Origin of the sequence: Thermomonospora umbrina (assembly GCF_003386555.1) — a bacterium.
In the GTDB taxonomy this organism is placed as follows: domain Bacteria; phylum Actinomycetota; class Actinomycetes; order Streptosporangiales; family Streptosporangiaceae; genus Thermomonospora; species Thermomonospora umbrina.
Genome location: NZ_QTTT01000001.1, coordinates 717,198 through 737,908, shown reverse-complemented (window position 1 = coordinate 737,908; position 20,711 = coordinate 717,198). Strand labels below are relative to the sequence as shown.

At 73.2% G+C, this 20,711-nt stretch carries 18 protein-coding genes; 7 read left to right on the top strand and 11 right to left on the bottom strand.

The features are described from left to right. Positions 1 to 24 precede the first annotated feature (24 nt). Both DFJ69_RS03240 and idi read right to left on the bottom strand, forming a co-directional pair. Entirely contained in the window at positions 25 to 879 is an 855-nt protein-coding gene (locus DFJ69_RS03240; protein WP_116021101.1) for a hypothetical protein, read from the bottom strand. Positions 880 to 1,048: 169 nt separating this feature from the next. Continuing rightward, entirely contained in the window at positions 1,049 to 1,627 is a 579-nt protein-coding gene (gene idi, locus DFJ69_RS03235) for an isopentenyl-diphosphate Delta-isomerase (RefSeq protein ID WP_116021100.1), read from the bottom strand. A gap of 149 nt (positions 1,628 to 1,776) precedes the next feature. Between idi and dxs the strand changes: the two genes are divergently transcribed. Then, positions 1,777 to 3,696, top strand: coding sequence for a 1-deoxy-D-xylulose-5-phosphate synthase (dxs, locus tag DFJ69_RS03230; protein ID WP_116021099.1), 1,920 nt, complete (start codon positions 1,777 to 1,779; stop codon positions 3,694 to 3,696). A gap of 33 nt (positions 3,697 to 3,729) precedes the next feature. Here dxs and DFJ69_RS03225 read toward each other — a convergent pair whose 3' ends face one another. The 5 genes from DFJ69_RS03225 to DFJ69_RS03205 all read right to left on the bottom strand — a co-directional run bounded on the left by DFJ69_RS03225 (position 3,730) and on the right by DFJ69_RS03205 (position 10,686). After that, on the bottom strand, positions 3,730 to 4,095 hold the full coding sequence (locus DFJ69_RS03225) for a hypothetical protein (RefSeq protein ID WP_116021098.1): 366 nt from the start codon (positions 4,093 to 4,095) through the stop codon (positions 3,730 to 3,732). Between the two features lie 115 nt (positions 4,096 to 4,210). Further along, positions 4,211 to 5,563, bottom strand: a complete 1,353-nt coding sequence (locus tag DFJ69_RS03220) for an FAD-dependent oxidoreductase (protein ID WP_425453296.1) — start codon at positions 5,561 to 5,563, stop codon at positions 4,211 to 4,213. Positions 5,564 to 5,636: 73 nt separating this feature from the next. Beyond that, positions 5,637 to 7,085, bottom strand: a complete 1,449-nt coding sequence (locus tag DFJ69_RS03215; protein WP_116021096.1) for an amino acid permease — start codon at positions 7,083 to 7,085, stop codon at positions 5,637 to 5,639. 326 nt (positions 7,086 to 7,411) lie between these two features. Beyond that, a complete protein-coding gene (locus tag DFJ69_RS03210; protein ID WP_116021095.1) occupies positions 7,412 to 9,487 on the bottom strand; it encodes a 3-hydroxyacyl-CoA dehydrogenase NAD-binding domain-containing protein in 2,076 nt (691 codons plus the stop codon). Further along, positions 9,484 to 10,686 carry a thiolase family protein gene (locus tag DFJ69_RS03205; protein WP_116021094.1) on the bottom strand — a complete coding sequence of 401 codons (1,203 nt, stop codon included), beginning with the start codon at positions 10,684 to 10,686 and terminating at the stop codon, positions 9,484 to 9,486. The genes DFJ69_RS03210 and DFJ69_RS03205 overlap by 4 nt, the downstream gene beginning before the upstream one ends. 250 nt (positions 10,687 to 10,936) lie before the next feature. Here DFJ69_RS03205 and DFJ69_RS36050 point away from each other — a divergent pair, with 250 nt between their 5' ends. From DFJ69_RS36050 to DFJ69_RS03190, 3 genes are all read left to right on the top strand, one after another. After that, complete coding sequence (locus DFJ69_RS36050; RefSeq protein ID WP_281275804.1) at positions 10,937 to 11,761, top strand: AMP-binding protein; 825 nt, start codon at positions 10,937 to 10,939, stop codon at positions 11,759 to 11,761. A 494-nt stretch (positions 11,762 to 12,255) separates the two neighbouring features. Then, a complete protein-coding gene (locus tag DFJ69_RS03195; protein WP_245973968.1) occupies positions 12,256 to 13,512 on the top strand; it encodes an AMP-binding protein in 1,257 nt (418 codons plus the stop codon). Positions 13,513 to 13,556: 44 nt separating this feature from the next. Next, positions 13,557 to 13,919, top strand: coding sequence for a hypothetical protein (locus tag DFJ69_RS03190; protein WP_116026360.1), 363 nt, complete (start codon positions 13,557 to 13,559; stop codon positions 13,917 to 13,919). A 19-nt stretch (positions 13,920 to 13,938) separates the two neighbouring features. On the opposite strand, the gene DFJ69_RS03185 is transcribed toward DFJ69_RS03190, so the two are convergent. The 3 genes from DFJ69_RS03185 to DFJ69_RS03175 form a co-directional block, all read right to left on the bottom strand. Next, positions 13,939 to 15,189, bottom strand: coding sequence for an HRDC domain-containing protein (locus tag DFJ69_RS03185; protein ID WP_245974698.1), 1,251 nt, complete (start codon positions 15,187 to 15,189; stop codon positions 13,939 to 13,941). Positions 15,190 to 15,274: 85 nt separating this feature from the next. Continuing rightward, positions 15,275 to 15,850, bottom strand: coding sequence for a DUF3000 domain-containing protein (locus DFJ69_RS03180; RefSeq protein WP_116026359.1), 576 nt, complete (start codon positions 15,848 to 15,850; stop codon positions 15,275 to 15,277). Positions 15,851 to 15,940: 90 nt separating this feature from the next. Continuing rightward, positions 15,941 to 16,183: a hypothetical protein gene (locus tag DFJ69_RS03175; RefSeq protein ID WP_116021091.1), complete on the bottom strand. Its 243-nt coding sequence runs from the start codon at positions 16,181 to 16,183 to the stop codon at positions 15,941 to 15,943. Positions 16,184 to 16,482: 299 nt separating this feature from the next. On the opposite strand from DFJ69_RS03175, the gene hemE reads away from it, so the two are divergent. Next, positions 16,483 to 17,490, top strand: a complete 1,008-nt coding sequence (hemE, locus tag DFJ69_RS03170) for a uroporphyrinogen decarboxylase (RefSeq protein ID WP_281275942.1) — start codon at positions 16,483 to 16,485, stop codon at positions 17,488 to 17,490. On the opposite strand, the gene DFJ69_RS03165 is transcribed toward hemE, so the two are convergent. Next, positions 17,487 to 18,416 (bottom strand): DUF4349 domain-containing protein, encoded by a 930-nt coding sequence (locus DFJ69_RS03165; protein ID WP_170177526.1) that lies wholly within the window; start codon positions 18,414 to 18,416, stop codon positions 17,487 to 17,489. The two genes, hemE and DFJ69_RS03165, sit on opposite strands and share 4 nt — an antisense overlap. Before the next feature lie 142 nt (positions 18,417 to 18,558). Between DFJ69_RS03165 and hemG the strand changes: the two genes are divergently transcribed. Both hemG and hemQ read left to right on the top strand, forming a co-directional pair. After that, a complete protein-coding gene (gene hemG, locus DFJ69_RS03160; RefSeq protein WP_116021088.1) occupies positions 18,559 to 20,034 on the top strand; it encodes a protoporphyrinogen oxidase in 1,476 nt (491 codons plus the stop codon). Then, complete coding sequence (gene hemQ / locus DFJ69_RS03155; RefSeq protein ID WP_116021087.1) at positions 19,973 to 20,692, top strand: hydrogen peroxide-dependent heme synthase; 720 nt, start codon at positions 19,973 to 19,975, stop codon at positions 20,690 to 20,692. The genes hemG and hemQ overlap by 62 nt, the downstream gene beginning before the upstream one ends. Positions 20,693 to 20,711: the final 19 nt, after the last annotated feature.

Genomic DNA, 20,711 nt, shown 5'->3' with positions numbered 1-20,711 from the left:
CCGGTGGACGACCTCGACCGCACCTCAGACGCTGTCCGTCGGGCCGGCGGCGTGGCGTCGGCGCAGCGTCCGCACGGCCAGACCACCCGCTCCGGCCAGCAGCACCAGCGCCGCGCCGCCGTACGCGACGCCGCCGTACGGGGCTGCGGGGCCCCGGCCGTCGGGAGCGGCCAGGCCGCCGCCGGTGTCGGGAGCGCCCTTCGGGATCTCGGGCCCGCCGTCACCGATGTCGCCGTCGCCCGGCTTGGTGCTGTAGGTGACGTGCCCGTGGTCCTCGCAGATCACCTTGATCTTGACGATGGACGGCAGCGTCGCTTTGAAGGTCCCCGTCCCCTTGAAGGCGCCCTTCTCGGTCTTCTCGAATTCCGGCGCCTCGGTGAACGAGGCCGACGCGACGCTCACCCGCGTGGGGCAGGTCACGGTGAACGTCATCTCGCCCTTGGGCGTGACCGTGCGGGTGGACAGCCTCACCTTGTCGAAGCCGAACGCGAACGGCTTCTTCGGCGGCTCCTCGTGCGTCCGCGAGGGCGACGTGGTCAGCCGGAACGTCACCGTCCGGCCGTCGACCTCGCAGCGGAAGTCGGTGTGGTAGCGCCGCCCGGGCTTCAGACCGGCCCTGGTGCCCGCGATGGCGCTCCACTTCGGACCGGTCCGCTCGAAGGTCGGCCGCTCGGCGAAGATCTCGTTCTTCAGGCCGGGCCGTCCGGTGCGGGGGCGGGTCGCGCACGCGGTGACGGAGATCGTGAGGTTGTCGCCGGGCCGGAACCGCTCGGGGTCGACGGTGATCTCCGGCCGGGCCTCCGCCCGGGCCGGCGCGGCCAGGGCCAGGGCCGCGGCGGCGGCGACGACACCCGCGGCGGCGAGTCGGGTGATGCGCATCGGTCTCCTCGGCGGATCCCGGGGAACACGGGGGTCCGATGTGACGGAACGGCAGGAAGGTGCGACATCCGATGAATCGGAAGTCTAGTAACGCACCCGACAGAGCCACCGTCCCGCCATTGATTGGCCGAATTAGGTCATTTCGTCCAACCCCGTGTCCCTGCGCGCTTCACCAGGTCAGCGCGGGCGGCAGTCGGGACGGGTCGGCGGCGGGCCAGTCGGCGGGCGGCCCGAGCGGCGCCAGCTCCGCCATCTGGAGCCGGTACCAGGGCGAGGCGACCGGGTCCTCGGTGAGCCGCAGGCACTCCTCCCACGTCCGCCAGCCCACGTCGGCGACCTCCGCCGGGTTGGGCTCCGGCGCCCGTCCCCCGGGCCAGTGGGCGCGCACCACCGGGCACCACTCGTGCTCGACGACCCCGTCGGCGGCCACGGCCCGGTAGTCGAACCCGGGCAGCACCAGCGTCAGCCCGTCCACCGTCAGGCCCAGCTCCGTCTCCAGCCGTCGGGTCACCGCCTCCCGCAGCCCCTCGCCCGGCGCCGGGTGCCCGCAGCAGGTGTTGGTCCACACCCCCGGGAAGCTCGCCTTGTCCAAGGCGCGCCGGGTGATCAGCACCCGCCCCGCGTCGTCCGTCACATAGCAGGAAAAGGCGAGGTGGTAAGGCGTGTCACCGTGGTGACTGGCCGCCTTGGGAGCGGTCCCCACCGCCTCACCCGCCTTGTTGAGCAGCACGATCTCCTCAGTGCCCATGAAGTGGAACCCCCGTCCGTGTGTTTCCCGTCACCCACCGCCACCGATGCTTTCAGACCGGTGGCCGACATGGGTCGGGTAAACCGCTACTAAACTCGGTCACTCAGGCAAACCGGGGCGGGGGAGCCGCCTGGTGAGGGGATGACGGCGTGAGCGTTCTCGAGTCGATCAATGGCCCGGACGACCTCAAACGACTGGACGCGGGAGAGTTGTCCCGCCTGACGGTGGAGATCCGCGACTTCCTCGTCGAGGCGGTCTCCCAGACCGGCGGCCACCTCGGCCCCAACCTCGGCGCGGTGGAGCTGACCGTCGCGCTGCACCGGGTCTTCGACTCCCCGCGCGATCGGATCCTGTTCGACACCGGACACCAGGCGTACGTCCACAAGCTGCTGACCGGCCGTCGGGACTTCTCCCGGCTGCGCCGCCGCGGCGGGCTGTCGGGCTACCCGAGCCGGGCCGAGTCCGACCACGACATCATCGAGAACTCGCACGCCTCCACCGCCCTGTCGTACGCCGACGGGTTGGCCAAGGCGTTCGCGCTGCGCGGCGAGCACGACCGGTCCGTGGTCGCGGTGGTCGGCGACGGGGCGCTGACCGGCGGCATGTGCTGGGAGGCGCTCAACAACATCGCCGCCGGCGCCGACCGGCCGGTGATCATCGTGGTGAACGACAACGGCCGCTCCTACTCGCCGACCATCGGGGGGCTGGCCAGCCATCTGGCCCACCTGCGCGTCACCCGGGGGTACGAGCGCGCCCTCGACATGATCAAGAAGACGGTGCCCCGGGCCCCCGTGGTCGGCCCCGTCGCCTACGAGGCCCTGCACGGGATGAAGAAGGGCCTCAAGGACGTCTTCCAGCCGCAGGCCATGTTCGAGGATCTCGGCATGAAGTACGTCGGCCCCATCGACGGCCACGACGTGGAGGCCACCGAGCACGCGCTGCGCCGGGCCCGCGCCTTCGGCGGGCCGGTGATCGTGCACTGCATCACCCGCAAGGGCTACGGCTACGCCCCCGCCGAGAACAACGAAGAGGACTGCATGCACGGCGGCGGCGCCTTCGACCCCGCCACCGGCGAGTCCGTGGGCAAGGGCGGCGTCGGCTGGACCAAGGTCTTCGCCCGCGAGATGGTCGACATCGGCGCCGAACGGCCCGACGTGGTCGGCATCACCGCCGCCATGCTCCACCCGGTCGGGCTCGCCCCGTTCGCCGAGGCGTACCCCGACCGGATCTTCGACGTGGGCATCGCCGAACAGCACGCCGCGACCTCCGCCGCCGGGTTGGCGATGGGCGGGCTGCACCCCGTCGTCGCCGTGTACGCCACCTTCCTCAACCGCGCCTTCGACCAGGTCCTGATGGACGTGGCGCTGCACCGGCAGGCCGTCACGTTCGTCCTGGACCGTGCCGGGGTCACCGGCGACGACGGCGCCAGCCACAACGGCATGTGGGACCTGTCGATCCTCCAGATCGTGCCCGGCATGCGCATCGCGGTGCCCCGCGACGGCGCCCGCCTGCGCGAACTGCTGCGCGAGTGCCTCGACGTCTCCGACGGCCCGACCGCGCTGCGCTTCCCCAAGGGCCAGGTGATCGACGACATCGAGGCCGTCGACCGCGTCGGCGGGATGGACGTCCTCGCCCGCCACACCGGCAGCAACGGCGCCCGCGTCCTGCTCGTCGCCGCGGGCTCGATGGCCGCCACCGCCGTCGACGTGGCCGACCGCCTCAGCGCCCAGGGCATCGGCGTCACCGTCCTGGACCCCCGCTGGGTCAAGCCCCTCGACCCCGCCCTCCTCGACGAGGCCCGCCGTCACACCCTCGTCGCCGTCGTCGAGGACAACGGCCGGGTCGGCGCCGTGGGCGACGCCGTCGCCCGCCTGCTGCGCGACCACGAGGTCGACGTCCCCATCCGCACCTTCGGCATCCCGCAGGAGTTCCTCGACCACGCCAGCCGGGCCGAGATCATCGCCGAGATCGGCCTCACCTCGCAGGGCCTGGCCCGCGACATCATCGAGACCGTCGCCCGCTCCGGCGAGACCACCACCACCGAACAGCCGGCCCCCACGCGCGAGTAATGGTGGGGGTCGCCCTCCCACACAATGAAACCCCTAGCCGCCTTCGGAGGTCAGGAGGCGCCAGTAGTGGTCGATGCAGGCCGTGCGGGTGCCCAGTTCGCGGCCGACGTAGCTCCATCGGCCGCGCAGCATCCAGGGCCGGCCCGCGCCGTCCTGGACGAACACCTGTAGGGCGAAGGTGACGTTGGGGGACCGGGTCGCGCCCACCCGGTCCGCGGGGCCGTTCGGGTCGGGCGCGGCCTCGCAGCGCACCCCCATCACGTGGGTGCCCGGATCCTGGCGCAGCAGACCCCGCGTCAGGTCGTGGACGAGTACGGACACGTAGTCGGAGCCCAGCCAGCGCAGGTCCGGCCGCCGCGCCGCGGGGGGGAATCCGTAAAGCTCTGGACCACCGGTCACACGCGCACGTTACTGCCCGGTCGGCGGCGCTGTCACCACTCAATTACCGAGGGACCGCCGATCGGTTCGTCGGCGACCGCCCCCAACGCCCGACGATCCCGCCGGGGAACGGCCGTCAGCGCGGGTGGCAGGCGGCCCGCATGGCGTCCCAGCGGCCCAGCTTGACCCGTTCCCCGCGGCCCAGCGAGCGGGCCAGATCGATCTCGGCGGTGTCCAGGTTGAGCCAGTCGGTGTAGGTGACGACCCGGCAGGCCCGGGACTCCAGGAGGTCCTCGATCCGTCGCTCCGGTCGCTGCCGTACGGCGTCGGTCTCCGCCAGGTCGGCCAGCAGATGGGCGACGGTCTCGGCGGCGTCGGACTTGTTGGTGCCGACGACCCCGGTGGGGCCCCGCTTGATCCAGCCGGCCACGTACTCGCGCGGCACCCGGGCCCCGGCGGGGTCCACGATGCGCCCGCCCTCGTTCGGCACCACGTACGAGCGCTCGTCGAACGGCACCCCGGTCAGCGGGACGCTCTGGTAGCCGACCGACCGCAGCACCATGCCGACCGGCAGGGTCTCGTGCTCGCCGGTGCCGCGGACCCGCCCGTCGGCGTCCAGGGCGGTGCGCTCCACCCGCAGGCCCTCGACCCGGTCGACGCCGAGGATCTCCGCCGGGGCCCGCCAGAACCGCACGTCGATCAGCCGCGGCTTGACGCCCGCCGGGGGCTCGGTCCAGTCGCGCAGCACCTTGAGGTTGCCGCGCACGTGCCGGTCGCTCTCGGCCAGCTCGGCGGAGGCCGGGTCCAGCTCCATGTCCTCGGGCCGGACGTGGATCTCCGCGTTGCCGAGTTCGCCCAGCTCGCGGGCCTCCTTGGTGGTGAACTTGGCCTGCGCCGGGCCGCGCCGTCCGAGCAGGTGGATCCGTCGCACCCTGCTCGCCGACAGCGCCTCGATGACGTGCTCGGGCACGTCCGTGTCGCGCAGTTCGTCGGACGTCTTGGCCAGGATCCGGACGACGTCCACGGCCACGTTCCCGACGCCGATGACCGCGACCTCTTCGACCGACAGGTCGAACGCGTGGTCGGCGGCGTCAGGGTGCCCGCAGTACCAGTTGACGAAGTCGGTCGCGGCCACGCTGCCCGGCAGGCCCTCCCCGGGGATCCCCAGGTGTCGGTCGACCATCGCGCCGGTGCTGTAGATCACCGCGTCGTAGCAGTCCAGCAGCTCCTCGCGGGTCACGTCCCGGCCGAGCTCCACGCAGCCGAAGAAGCGCACCGCCGGGTGCTCCAGCACCTTCTGCAGGTACCGGGCGATCGACTTGATCGACTTGTGGTCGGGCGCCACCCCGTAGCGGACCAGACCGTACGGGGTCGGCAGCCGGTCCAGCACGTCCACCAGCACCCGGCCGTCGGCCTGCTTCACCAGGGCCTCGGCCGCATACAGACCGGCCGGACCGGACCCGATCACCGCCACACGCGTGTTGACCATGCGCGACATTGTGCCCACCCCGAGCCCTCGATGACACGTGTCCAGTATCACCGTAACGACGGGAACGTCCCGTTCAGTCCAGTCGGCTGTGCCGGCGGCCGTAGGCGAAGTACAGCAGAGCCCCCACCGCGAGCCAGGCCAGGAACCGCAGCCAGGTCTCGACCGGCAGGTTGAGCATCACGAACGAGCAGGCCAGCACCGACAGGATCGGGACCAGCGGCACCATCGGCGTCCGGAACGCCCGGGGCAGGTCGGGTCGGGTCCGCCGCAGGATGACCACGCCCACCGACACCACCACGAACGCGAACAGCGTGCCGATGTTGACCAGCTCGGCCAGCGCCGACAGCGGGATGAGCCCGGCCAGCACCGCCACCGCCGTCCCGACCAGCACCGTCGTCCGGTAGGGCGTGCCGTACGTCGGGTGGACCGCCGACAGCCAGGCCGGCAGCAGTCCGTCCCGGCTCATCGCGAAGAACACCCGGCTCTGCCCCAGCATCAGGATCAGCACCACCGTGGTGAGGCCCGCGATGGCGCCCACGCTGATCACGGTGGACGCCCACGACTGCCCGACCGCCTTGAACGCGTCCGCCAGCGGGGCGTCCTGGCTGAGCCGTGTGTAGTTCTGCATGCCGACCACGACCAGCGCGACCGCCACGTACAGCAGCGTGCACACGATCAGCGAGCCGATGATGCCGATCGGCATGTCCCGCTGCGGGCGTTTCGACTCCTCGGCGGCCGACGCGACGATGTCGAAGCCGATGAACGCGAAGAAGACCACGGAGACCGCGGCGAAGACCCCCAGCCACCCGAAGCTCACCGGGGTGATCCCGAAGAGCACCTGCATGAGCGGCGCCTTGAGCCCCTCGGTGGCGGGGTTGGACTCCGAGGGCGGGATGAAGGGCGTGTAGTTGTCGGCCCGGACGTGGAACAGCCCCGCGACGATCACCAGCAGGATCACGCCGATCTTGACGGCCACCACGATCTCGTTGAACCGCGAGGACAGCTTGATGCCCAGCACCAGCACCGCCGTGACGAGCAGCACCACCAGCACCGCCGGCACGTTGAACACCGCGTCCTCGCCGGCGAGCGCGGCGGGCAGCTCGATGCCCAGGGTGTCCAGCAGCGACCGCGCGTACCCCGACCACCCGACCGCCACCACCGCCGCGGCCAGCGCCAGCTCCAGGATCAGGTCCCAGCCGATGATCCAGGCCGGGAACTCCCCGAAGGTCGCGTACGAGAACGTGTACGCCGACCCCGCCACCGGCAGCGTGGACGCGAACTCGGCGTAGCAGAGGGCCGCCAGCGCGCACGCCACCGCGGCGAACGCGAACGAGAAGGCCACCCCGGGTCCGGCATAGTCGCGCGCCACCCGCCCCGTCAGCACGAAGATCCCGGTGCCGACGATCACCCCGACCCCGAACACGATGAGGTCGGTCGCCGACAGCTCACGGCGCAGCCGATGCCCGGGCTCCTCGGTGTCCCGGATCGACTGCTCGACGGGCTTGGTGCGCAGCAGGCTCACGTGACCCCCCGGGAGATCGCGAACGGATCCCGTAGTGATCACCCGCCACCGCACCGCCAAACGCCCGGTGCCCGAGATCGTGCCGCGATCGCCGGAGGGGATGGTCACCGCGCGGGCGGGGTGCTCGAGACACCCCGCCCGCGCGGTCGCTCTGCCCGCACGTGTGGGGACGCTCCACCAGAGACGGCCACCACAGCGGGTCTCGCCCGGTCCTTCGGGCGGGCGGCCCGGAGCGCAAGCGGAGGGCCGTCCGCCCGAAGCCCTCAAGACCGGGCGCGGGGGGTGTGGGGGGTCGTCCCCCCACAGGGACTAGTCCCCCACAGGGACTAAGAGAGCGAAGCGGTGCCCGCGGGCAGGAAGCGTCCGCCGGCGACGCGCTCGCTCACGCCCGTCCGGTCCAGGTACGGGGTGACGCCGCCCAGGTGGAACGGCCAGCCCGCACCCATGATCATGCACAGGTCGATGTCGTCGGCCTCGGCCACGACACCCTCGTCCAGCATGATCCGGATCTCCTGGGCCAGCGCCTCCACCGCGCGCCGCAGCACCTCCTCCTCGGTGGACGGGCTGGTGCCGCCGCCGAAGATCTCCACCACCTCGGGGTCGAGGGTGAAGTCGGGCCGGTAGACCCCCGTCTTGCCGGCGGCCACCATCGCGGCCAGCTTCTCCGACAGCGGGAACCGGTCCGGGAACGCCGCGTGCAGCGTCTCGTTCACGTGCAGGGCGATGGCCGGGCCGACCAGCCCCATCAGCACGAACGGCGGCATCGGCAGGCCCAGCGGCGCGGCGGCGCGCTCGGCCACCTCGATCGGGGTGCCCTCGTCCACGGCCTGGACGATCTCGGCCAGCAGACGCAGCAGGATGCGGTTGACGACGAACGCGGGGGCGTCCTTGACCAGCACGCAGGACTTCTTGAGCCCCTTGCCGGCCGCGAACGCGGTGGCCAGCGTCGCGTCGTCGGTGCGCTCGCCCCGGACGATCTCCAGCAGCGGCAGCACGGCGACCGGGTTGAAGAAGTGGAAGCCCACCACCCGCTCCGGGTGCCGCAGCTTGGCCGCCATCTCCGAGACCGAGAGCGAGGAGGTGTTGGTGGCCAGCACGCACTCGGCGGTGACGACCTCCTCGACCTCCGCGAAGACCTGCTGCTTGACGGCCATGTCCTCGAACACGGCCTCGATGACGAAGTCGGCGTCGGCGAACGCGTCCTTGGTCAGCGAGCCGGAGATCAGCGCCTTGAGCCGGTTGGCCTTGTCGGGGGAGACGCGGCCCTTGGTGAGGAGCTTGTCGATCTCCCCGTGGGCGTAGGCGACACCTCGGTCCAGCCGCTCCTGGTCGAGGTCGGTCATCACGACCGGCACCTCCAGGCGGCGGGCGAACAGCAGCGCGAGCTGCCCGGCCATCAGCCCCGCGCCCACCACGCCGACCTTGGTGATCGGTCGGGCCAGCGCCTTGTCGGGCGCTCCGGCGGGCCGCTTGGCGCGCTTCTGGGTGAGGTCGAACGCGTACAGCCCGGCGCGCAGCTCGTCGCTCATGATGAGGTCGGCCAGCGCGTCGTCCTCGGCGGCGAAGCCCTCGTCGCGGGTCGCGGTCCTGGCCGCGGCGATCAGCTCCAGGGCGCGGTGCGGGGCGGCCTGCGGCTTGTTCAGCAGCGCGAACCGGGCCGTGTCGATGGCCTTGTCCCAGGCCTCGCCCTTGTCGACCTCGGGACGGCGGACCGCGATCTCGCCCTTGATCACCCGGGCGGCCCAGCCCAGCGACTCCTCCAGGAAGTCGGCCGACTCGAACAGCGCGTCGGCCAGTCCGAGCCCGTACGCCTGCGAGCCCTTGATCATCTTGTTCTGGGCCAGCGGGTTGTCGATGATCAGCTTGACGGCCTTCTCCGCGCCGACCAGGTTGGGCAGCAGGTACGTGCCGCCCCAGCCCGGGATCAGCCCGAGGAAGGTCTCCGGCAGCGCGATGGCGGGCACGCCCTCGGACACGGTCCGGTACGTGCAGTGCAGCGCCACCTCCAGGCCGCCGCCCATCGCCGCGCCGTTGACGAACGCGAACGTCGGGACACCCAGCTCGCCGAACCGCCGGAAAACCTCGTGCCCCAGCTTCGCGATGGCCTTGGCCTGCTCGCGGTCGTCGATCAGCGGCACGCCCTTGAGGTCCGCGCCGACCGCGAAGATGAACGGCTTGCCGGTGAGGCCGACGGCCACCAGGTCGTCGCGGGCGGCGACGGCGTCCAGGGCCTCGTTCAGCGAGGTCAGTCCGCCGGGGCCGAAGGTGCTGGGCTTGGTGTGGTCGTGCCCGTTGTCGAGCGTGATCAGCGCCATGGTGCCCGCGCCGTACGGCAGCCGTACGTCGCGGATGAAGGCGCCGGTGACGATCTCGTCACCGAAGAGGTCCTTGATGTCGCTCACTTGGCGCCCTCCCAGGCGAGGTTCTCCCAGAGCACGGTCCCGCCCATGCCCATGCCGACGCACATGGTGGTCAGGCCGTACCGGACGTCGGTGCGCTCCTCGAACAGTCGCGAGAGCTGGTTCATCAGCCGGACGCCGGAGGAGGCCAGCGGGTGGCCCACCGCGATGGCGCCGCCCCACGGGTTCACCCGCGCGTCGTCGTCGGCGATCTTGAAGTGCTCCAGGAACGCCAGCACCTGTACGGCGAAGGCCTCGTTGATCTCGATGAGGCCGATGTCGTCCATGGTCAGCGCGTTGCGGGCGAGCAGCTTCTCGGTGGCCGGGACCGGCCCGACACCCATCACCTCGGGCTCGACGCCGGCGAAGGAGTAGTCGACCAGCCGCATCCGGGGTGTCAGCCCCAGCTCCGCGGCCACGTCCTCGGCGGCCAACAGGCAGGCGGTGGCGCCGTCGTTGAGCCCGGCGGCGTTCCCGGCGGTGACGTTGCCGCGGGTGCGGAACGGGGTCTTGAGCTTGGCCAGGTCGTCCAGCGTGGTGGTCGGCCTCGGCGGCTCGTCCTCGGTGGCCAGGCCGTAGCCATGAGACGCGGAGCGGACGGCGGTCGCCACCAGGTCCGGCTGGATCTTGCCGGCGGCGTAGGCGGCGGCGACCTTCTGCTGGCTGCGCACCGCGTACGCGTCGGCGCGTTCCTTGGTGATCTGCGGGAACCGGTCGTGCAGGTTCTCCGCGGTGGAGCCCATGATCAGCGCGGACGGGTCGACGAGCCGGTCGGCCAGGAACCGCGGGTTCGGGTCCACACCCTCGCCCATCGGGTGCCGGCCCATGTGCTCGACACCGCCGGCGATCACGACGTCGTAGGCGCCGAAGGCGATGCCCGCTCCCGTGGTGGTGACGGCGGTCATGGCGCCGGCGCACATCCGGTCGATGGCGAAGCCGGGGACGCTCTTGGGCAGTCCGGCCAGCACGGCGGCGGAGCGCCCGATGGTCAGGCCCTGGTCGCCGGTCTGGGTGGTCGCGGCGATGGCGACCTCGTCCACGCGCTCGGGGGGCAGCGACGGGTTGCGCCGCAGCAGCTCCCGGATCGCGCGGACGACCATGTCGTCGGCGCGGGTCTCGGCGTACAGGCCCTTGGGGCCCGCCTTGCCGAACGGCGTGCGGACGCCGTCGACGAAGACGACGTCACGTGCGGTACGCGGCACGGGTGGTCCCTCCCAATGCGGTGGCGGCGAGGTTGGAGACGGTGTGGGCGTTGAGTCTCGTGCCCGTCCGGATCACGGGTCGGGCCGGATGCCGAAGGGACGGGCACGAGTACCCACGTCCTCGATGCTACTCGCGAGTAACCCAAAGCGCTACTCATCGGTAACCAAAGTCCCCGCCTGTGCGTCCAAGCCCTTGTACGCCTTGGCTACCCGTGGGTACGGTGGCCCCCGAGTCACCGAGGAGGCGGCGGTGGTGCATGCGAGGCCGGTCTACCGCCCCGGTCTGCGCCGGCGGGCCGGGCACACCCGGGATCTGACGGCGCTGCTGACCCGCGCGGGCCTGCTGACCTCCGGCCCCCTGCGCACCCTGCCCCGCTCGATCGGCGAACTGCGCCGCTGGGGCACCACCCTCGCCGGCCTGGTCGTCTCGGCCGCCGCCCGCGACCCCGGCCGCGTCGCCCTCATCGACGAGGCGGGCTCCCTCACCTTCGCCGAACTGGACGAGCGCACCACCCGCCTGGCCCTCGGCCTCCCGCTCCGCGGCCCCCGCCCCCGCGTCGGCATCCTGTGCCGCAACCACCGCGGCATGGTCGAGACCCTGGTCGCCTGCAGCAAGCGCGGAGCCGAGGTCGTCCTCCTCAACACCGGCCTGGGCGTGGGCCAACTCCGCGCCGTCCTCGGCGAACTCCGCGTGGACGTCCTCGTCGCCGACGCCGAGTTCGCCGACCTCATCCGCACCGCACCCCCCAGCCTCCGCCGCACCGTCATCTGGGCCGACCACCTCCCCCCACCCCTGGCCCTCCCTCCCGCCCGGCCCCCCGAGACCCCCGCCCCACCCCTCCGCCCCCCACTTCCCCGCTCCACCAACACCGGCCGCTGGCTCGCCGACCCACCCCCACCCCCCACCGCCCGCCCCAACCCACCGCCGACCGCCACCCCACCGGCCGGTACGGAACCGAGCCCGGTACGCCCCCTGCTCCCCCCTCCGACCGGTCAACCGGCCCGTTCGAAGCCGTGGACGGCAGACCCCAAGCCCCTGGCGGCGAGCGTTCAACCGGCCCCTTCGGCCCCGTGAGCGGCACCGCCCAGACTCCAGGCGCCGACCGGTCGACCGGCCCGTTCGGGCCCGTGCCTGCCGGCGGCGAGCGCTCGACGGGCCCCTTCGGGACCGTCGACGGCACGCCGCACGCTCCTCGTGGCGACCGCTCGACCGGCCCGTTGGAAGCCGTGGACGGCGGACCGAAGGCACCAGGCCCCGGCCGGTCCACTGGCCCCTTCGAGGCCGTCGACGGCGGGCCCCAGACCTCGGGTGGCGGGCGCTCCACCGGCCCGTTCGGTCCTGTGGGCGGCGGATACCAAGCCTCGGGCGGTGAGCGTTCGACGGGCCCCTTCGGTGCCGTGGACGGCGGGCCGGAGGCTCCGGGCGGTGACCGGTCGACGGGCCCGTTCGAGGCCGTTGATGGGGGGCCGCAGGCTTCGGGTGGCGGGCGTTCGACCGGTCCGTTCGATGCTGTGGGCGGCGGATACCAAGCCTCGGGCGGTGAGCGTTCGACGGGCCCGTTCGGGGCCGTGGACGGCGGGCCTCAGGACCCTGGTGGGGAGCGGGCGACGGGGCCGTTCGGGGTGGTGGGGGAGAGGACGACGGGGCCGTTCGCGGCGGTGGGGCGGCAGTTCACGTTGGAGGAGGTGGTGGGGCTCACGCGGGACGGGGTGGTGGAGCCGCCGCAGGTGCAGGGGCGGACGATCATGTTGAGTTCGGGGACCACGGGGCGGCCCAAGGGGGCGCGGCGGCGGCCTCGGCCGGGGATGTGGCCGTTGGCCTCGATGTTGTCGCGGATTCCGCTCCGGGCCCGGCAGACGATGATCGTCGAGGCGCCGCTGTTCCACACGTGGGGGTACGCGGCGATGCAGATGGCGTACGCGTTGCGGTGCCCGATCGTGCTGCGCCGGCGGTTCGACCCGGAGGAGACGCTGCGGGCCGTGGCCGAGCACCGCAACCCGGTGGTGTTCGCCGTGCCGGTGATGGCGCAGCGGATCATGGATCTGCCGGAGGAGGTGCGGGGGCGGTACGACACGTCGCGGCTGCGGTTGATGGCGCTCAGCGGATCGGGGCTGCCGGGCGACCTGGCGCTGCGCTTCATGGACGCCTTCGGCGATCGGCTCTACAGCGTGTACGGCACCACCGAGGCGTCCTGGGTGGCGATCGCCGGGCCCCGGGAGCTGCGTCGTGATCCGGCCACCGCCGGGAGGCCGCCGCGCAACACGTCCCTGGCGATCCTGGACGACCTCGGGCTGCCCGTGCAGCCGGGGGAGATCGGTCGGATCTACGCCGCCAACGAGCTGCTGTTCGAGGGCTACACCAGCGGGGCGCCGATGGAGGTCCGCGACGGGCTGCTGCGCACCGGCGACCTCGGCCACATCGAGAACGGATTGCTGTACGTGGACGGGCGCGAGGACGGGCTGGTGGTGTCCGGAGGTGAGAATGTCGTACCCCGGGACGTCGAGGACGCCATCGCGCGGCTGCCCGGCGTCCGTGAGGTCGCGGTGGTCGGGGTGCCGGACGCCGAATGGGGGCAGCGGCCGGCGGCCTACATCGTCGCCGAGCCGTGGGCGGGCCTCGACGCCGACACGGTCCGCTCGCACGTGCACGACCAGCTCGCCCGGTACGCGGTGCCCCGCGACGTCCACTTCCTGAGCGAGCTGCCCCGCAACGCGACGGGCAAGATCGTTCACCGCTGGCTCGACTCGGCCGTGCAGGGCGAGGTCCCCGAAGGGCTGACCGGCTGGCCCCTCCCGGTGGCCGAGGCCGGCGCCCGCCGGGCATGATGGTGCCGTCAGCCGCCCAACAGAGCCGCTGGGAGCCGACCGTCGTGCCTGTGCCTCGCCCGCTTCGTGAACGCTGCCGGGACTTCCTCGACCTCACCGAAGAGATCCGTTACATCTTCCCGGCGTCCCAGGCGGGCGGCGGGTCCCACTTCGTGTTCGTGGTGACCGACTCCGCGGTGACCGTGATCTCGACCGGGGCGCTGAGCCGTTCGCGTCCCAAGTCGGTGTGGGGCACCTACCCGCGCCGGACCCGGCTGGGACCCGTCGACGTCGGCGCCGGGGCGTTCTTCGACTTCGGCGGCCTCGACTTCGAGGTGGACGACGAGTACATCGCCGTCATCAACGCCGCCGACGCCGAGGTCTTCGCCCGCGACACCCTGCCGCGGGACCCGCTGCCCGACCTGTGACCGCATCGGGCCCGCGGGCTCACAGGTCGCCCTTGGCCTCCAGCCGCGCCAGCGCCTTGGCCAGCGGAACGGCCACCAGCCGCACCTGCCAGTCGCGGGCCCCCACGGCGCGCAGCGCGCCGCCGACGGAGTCGGGGGTGAGCTCCGCGGGGGGCGACCAGGCCAACCGGCGCACCGCGTCGGGCTGCAGGACGTTCTCGGCCGGCATCGTGTGCTCGTCGGCCAGCGCGGCCACCACCGTGCGCGCCGCGCTGAGCCGCCGGGCGGCCTCCGGGTCGCGTTCGGCCCAGCGGTGCGTGGGGGGCGGCCCTTCGCCGGGCTGGCTGGGCAGGGGGAGCGCCGAGTCGGGCAGACCGCGGGCCCGCGTCACCGCGCGCAGCCACACCGACTGGTGCCGTCGCGCCCCCCGGTTGCGCATGGCGGGCAGCGCGAGCAGCTCGGCGGGGGTGCCGGGCTGCTCCAGCGCCATCGCGACGATCGCGGCGTCCGGCAGGACCCGGCCGGGGGACAGGTCGCGGTCCTGCGCCAGCCGGTCGCGGGCCTGCCACACCTCGCGGACCACCGCCAACTGCCGCCGGTTGCGGACGCGGTGGACGCCGGACGTGCGCCGCCACGGGTCGGGGCGCGGCGGCTTGGGCGGGGTGGACAGCACCGCGGCGAACTCCTCGAGCGCCCACTCCAGCTTGTCGGCGCGCTCCAGCTCCCGGTACAGGGCGTCGCGCAGCTCGATCAGCAGCTCCACGTCCAGCGCCGCGTACCGCAGCCAGTCCTCCGGCAGCGGGCGGGTGGACCAGTCGGCCGCCGAGTGGCCCTTCTCCAGCACGAAGCCGAGCACGTTCTCCACCATGGAGCCCAGCCCCACCTTGGGATGCCCCAGCAGCCGCCCGGCCAGCTCGGTGTCGAACAGCCGGTGCGGTCGCAGCCCGACCTCGGCCAGGCAGGTCAGGTCCTGGTTGGCGGCGTGCAGGATCATCTCCTCGCCGGCCAGCACGGCGTCCAACCCGGACAGATCGGGGCAGCCGATCGGGTCGATCAGCGCCGAGCCGGCGCCCTCGCGCCGGAGCTGGACGAGGTAGGCGCGCTGGCCGTAGCGGTAGCCGGAGGCCCGCTCGGCGTCGACCGCGATGGGCCCGTGCCCCGCCGCGAACCGTGCGATGACGCGTTCCAGCCCGGCGTCGTCGGCGACCACCGGCGGGATGCCCTCACGGGGGTCCAGCAGGGGCACCGCGTCGACGCGGGCGGCCTCCTGCCGGGCGATCTCGCGCTCGATCGCGGTCTCGGGGTCCTCGGCGGCGGGCTCGGCGGCTTCGGTTTCAGACACTCCCACGAGCCCTACCGTACGCCGTCCGCGAGACTCAGCCGCCGGGCCGGTCGGGCAGTGCGCTGACCCCCAGCGGCGGGAGCCCCGCCGCCATGCACATCACGTCGCACCACGCCGCCACGTGCCCGGCCAGATCGTCCCCGGTCGGCGACCAGGAGGCGCGGATCTCCAGCTCGGTGGCGGGCGGATCGTCCCGCTTGGCGCCGAAGCTCTCCGAGACCGCCCGGGTGATGGTGCCGGAGGCGTCGGCGTACCCGGCCGGCTCGAGCGCCTCGGTCAGCCAGCTCCAGGCCACCCCGCCGGCCAGCTCGTCGGCGGCGATCTCCGGCTCGAGATCGGCCTGGATGTAGGCGACCACCCGGAAGCCGCTGGTCCAGCCGTCCCGGCCCTGCGGGTCGTACAGGACGATCAGCCGGCCGGTCGCGATGATCTCGTCCTCCTCCCGCGCCACCTCGCCCGACAGCGCGGCGGCGAACGGGGCGAGCCGCTGGGGGGCGGGCATCTCCTCCAACTCGAGCTCGGGCCGGATCGGGCCGGCGTCGAGGATCGCCCGCAGGGTGTCCAGCGCCCGTCGGAACGGGGCCGGACCGCCGGCCGTCGAGGGGCTCATGCCCGGGCCGGCCGGGTCGCCGACGGGGACGGTGGGGCGGGAGAGGAAGGATGGCACCGCACGGATCTCGGGGGGCTCGGGGGGCCGCGGTCAGGCGGCCCGGTGACGGGCGGGGTCGGGGCCGTGCGGGGACGGCGCGCCCGCGGGGGCGCGCGCGGCCGACACGACCGGGGTGGCGGGAAGGGCGGGCGGGTCCGTGCCGAGGAGGATCGCCGACCCGCACACCGTGCAGGCCAGCTCGGGACACTCGACGCCGTGGCCGTCGGAGCAGGGCGGCCGCTCGAAGGGCCGGTCGTCGCCACAGTCCGAGCAGAACAGGACGGGGTGGGACAAGGGGACCTCCTCCGGCGCTGACCCGTGGCTCCGGGGCGACCCCCCGGACCCCGAAACGGCAGGTCGGACGAGGTGCGCCGGGCCGGGGCCCGGCACGGTCGTCCGACCCGCCCCACGGTGCCACGAGGGGCCGACGGAATGCGGGACTTCCGGCGGCGTGTCCGGAAGTCCGTTCGAATGCTCCGCGCGGCGCGCCCTCACCTGGGTTCGGGACCCGAGGTGAGGCATGGGAGCATCGGCGTGTGGCTTCTGACAATGCTGATGCGCGGTTCGGTCCGGGGACGGCCGACAGCGTCTTCCTGAAGGCGTGCCGCCGCGAGCCGGTGCCGTACACCCCGGTGTGGTTCATGCGCCAGGCCGGCCGTTCGCTGCCGGAGTACCTGCGGCTGCGCGAGGGCGTCCCGATGCTGGAGGCGTGCGCGCGGCCCGACATGATCGTGGAGATCACGATGCAGCCGCTGCGCCGGTACGCGGTGGACGCGGCGATCTTCTTCAGCGACATCATGGTGCCGCTCAAGGCGATCGGGGTCGACCTGGACATCAAGCCGGGTGTCGGCCCGGTGGTCGCCGACCCGATCCGCGACCGCTCCGGCGCGGCCGTGCTCCGCCGGCTCAGCCCAGACGACGTGCCGTACGTCACCGAGGCGATCGGCGGCCTGGTGGGCGAGCTGGGGGCGACGCCGCTGATCGGGTTCTCGGGCGCGCCGTTCACGCTGGCCTCGTACCTGATCGAGGGCGGGCCGTCGAAGAACCACGACCACACCAAGGCGATGATGTACGGCGACCCCGTGCTGTGGGACGACCTGATGCGCCGCCTCGCCGACATCACCATCGACTACCTCAAGGTGCAGGTGGAGGCGGGCGTGTCCGCGATCCAGCTCTTCGACTCCTGGGTCGGCGCGGTCGGGCCGGAGGACTACCGCCGCTCGGTGCTGCCGCACACCCGCCGGATCTTCGAGGCGATGGAGCCGCTGGGCGTGCCCCGGATCCACTTCGGCGTGGGCACGGGCGAGCTGCTCGGCCTGATGGGCGAGGCCGGCGCCGACGTGGTCGGGGTCGACTGGCGGGTGCCGCTGGACGAGGCGGTGCGCCGGGTGGAGCCGGGCAAGGCGCTGCAGGGCAACCTCGACCCGGCCCTGCTGTTCGCCCCGTGGGAGGTCATCGAGGAGCGGGCCCGCGACGTGGTCGCCCGGGGCCGCACCGCCGAGGGGCACGTGTTCAACCTCGGTCACGGCGTGCTGCCGACCACCGACCCGGACAAGCTGGCCCGCCTCACCGACCTGGTCCACGAGGTGTCGGCCCGCTAACCGGCCGACACTTCGGCGGTCCGGCGTTCCCGGCGGGAGCGCAGCGTCCGCCGCACCCGTCCCGCCACCCAGGCGATCAACGCGGCCGGTACCAGGAACGGCAGCAGCAGGCCTGCGGCCACCAGCACGCCGGAGACCACCGCGACCAGGCCGTTCCAGCCGCGCTCCAGACCGCCGAGGAAGCCGCCGCGGTCGTCGTCGGCGACCTCCTCGACCACCGGCGCGACGGGGCCGACCAGCTCCAGCGTGACGGTCGCGTAGCGGGTGCGGTGGGCCAGGGACTTCTGCCTGGCCTGCAGCGACTCCAGCTCGGCCTGCCGGGAGGCGATCTCCTGCTCGACGTTGATGACCTCACCGACCGTGTCGGCCCGATCGAGGAGCTTGCGGAACGAGACCAGCGCGGCCTCCGCGGAGCGCACCCGGCTCTCCACGTCCGCGACCTCCTCGGTCACGTCCTCCGCCTGCTGGCCGAGCGACAGCCTGCGGCCGAGCCGCCGGGTCAACTCGTCCAGCGTGACGGCGTACCGATCGGAGGGGATCTTGAACGTGAGGTCGGTCCGCCCGGCGCCGGACGACTCGGTGGCGATGTAGCCGCCGGCCGCCAGCACGAGCTGTTTGGCGCGGCCCGCGGACTCGTCCACGTTGGTCGCCCGCACCTTCAGCGTGGCCGTGTAGACGACGGCGCGGGCCCCGGGGGCGACCTTGACGTTCTCGGCGGTGGGGGCGCGCCTGCCGGACCTCCCCGCGCCTCCGTCGCTGTCGAGCATGGCGGAAGCGCCCTCCTGGGGGAGGCTCTGGGCCTTGGCGGGGGCGTCGGCGCCCTGAGAGGCCCCCTCGTCGGAGCCCCCCGCGCACCCGGACAGGGTCAGCGCCGCCAGGAGCGCGACCAGGACTGCTTTCGTGCCTGCTGATTTCACGCTGCTCATGCCTCTTTGACGCGTGTGTCCCACATCACCGGCCCGTCGTTTCGGTCCCGATCGCATCACGGGTCGGCCGCGCCCTTGTCACGGAGGGCCGGTGGGGGTGGGCCGGTGGAGGGGGCGGCCGGGCGTCTGGGAAGGTGGGGACATGAGCGTCTTCCACGTCGCGGTGGTCGGCGGCGGCATCGCGGGCCTCACCGCGGCGCGTTCCCTGGTGCGCGGCGGCGCGCGGGTCACCGTCCTCGAAGGGTCGCCGCGGATCGGCGGCAAACTCCAGGTCGGCGAGATCGCCGGGGTGGCGGTCGACGAGGGCGCCGAGGCGATGCTGGCCCGCCGGCCCGAGGGCCTCGACCTGCTGCGCGAGCTCGGGGTCTGGGCCGACCGCGCGCACCCGGGTGTCACCGGCTCGGCCATCTACAGCCACGGCGCGCTGCGCCCGCTGCCCTCCGGGCAGGTCATGGGCCTGCCCACCGACCTGCGGGCGCTGGCGTCCTCGCACGTGCTGTCCCCGGCCGGTCTGGCGCGCGTGCCGCTCGACCTGGTGCTGCCGCAGTCCCCGCTGGAGACCGACGTGTCGGTCGGCGGGTACGTCGGGGCGCGCCTCGGCCGCGAGGTCGTGGACCGCCTCGTCGAACCGCTGCTCGGCGGCGTCTACGCGGGCCGGGCCGACGAGCTGTCGTTCCAGGCCACGCTGGGGGCGGTCGCGGGCGCCGCGCGCACCCACCGTTCGCTCATCTCCGCCGCGCGTTCGGTACGGAACGCCGCGCCACAGAACGCGGGCCCGGTGTTCACCACGCTGCCCGGCGGGATGGGGACGCTCCCGCATCTGCTGGCCGACTCGATGACCGACCCGAGGACCGACGCCTGCCGCATCCGCACCGGCGCGATGGTGCGTGGGCTGCGGCGACGCCCGGACGGCGGCTGGCGGCTCACCCTGGGCCCCACCCGTGCCCCCGAACTGCTGGACGCCGACGCCGTGGTGCTGGCCGTCCCCGCGCAGCCGGCGGCCCGCCTGCTCGAGGACGACGTCCCCGCCGCCGCGCGGGAACTGGCCGCCATCGAGTACGCGAGCATGGCGATCGTCACCCTGGCCTACCCGGCGACCGCGTTCCCGCGCCGCCCCAAGGTCACCGGGTATCTTGTGCCCGCCGTGGAGGAACGCCAGGTCAAGGCGGTGACGTTCGGCTCGGTGAAGTGGCCGCACCTCGCCGCCCGGGCCCCGGGCCTCGTCATCGTCCGGGCCTCCCTCGGTCGTTTCGGCGAGGAGCACACCCTGCAGCGCTCCGACGAGGACCTGACGGCCGCCGCGACGGCCGAGCTCGCCGACGTCTGCGGGGTGCGCGAGCCGCCGATCGAGACCCGGGTGAGCCGCTGGGGAGGCGGGCTGCCGCAGTACATGGTGGGCCACGCCGACCGGGTGGCCCGCATCCGCGCCGCGGTGGCCGCCGTCCCCGGACTGGCCGTGGCGGGCGCGGCGTACGACGGCCTGGGCGTCCCGGCCTGCATCGGCACCGCGCGGGCGGCGGCGCAACGGGTGTTGGAACAACGAGGAGAGAGCAGTCATGGCAGCCACGGAGAAGGCGGAAGGTCCGACCACGCGGGGTGCGAAAGCACGCGACCTTAACCAGGTCGTCCGCTACACCATGTGGTCGGTCTTCCGGGTCGCCCGCCCCGGGGGACGCACCGACGAGGTGGCCGGCGAGGTGGAGGACCTCCTCACCCAGGCCGCCCAGAAGGACGTGACCACCCGCGGCCTGTACGACGTCAGCGGGTACCGGGCCGACGCCGACCTCATGTTCTGGTGGCACGCGCCCACGGCGGACGACCTCCAGGAGGTCTACGGCCGGTTCCGGCGGACGGCGCTCGGTCGGGACTGCGAGCCCGTGTGGTCGCAGATGGCGTTGCACCGTCCCGCCGAGTTCAACAAGAGCCACATCCCGGCGTTCCTCGCCGAGGAGGAGGCCCGGGCGTACGTGTGCGTCTACCCGTTCGTCCGCTCGTACGAGTGGTACCTCCTGCCGGACACCGAGCGGCGCGCCATGCTCGCCGAGCACGGGCAGATGGCGCGCGGCTACCCGGACGTGCGGGCCAACACGGTGTCGTCGTTCGCGCTCGGCGACTACGAGTGGATGCTGGCGTTCGAGGCCGACGAGCTGCACCGCATCGTCGACCTGATGCGGCACCTGCGGGGCTCGGAGGCGCGCCGGCACGTCCGCGAGGAGGTCCCGTTCTACACAGGTCGGCGCAAGCCGGTCGCGGAGCTGGTCGCGGCCCTGCCGTGACATAGACCCTGTTCGCAGA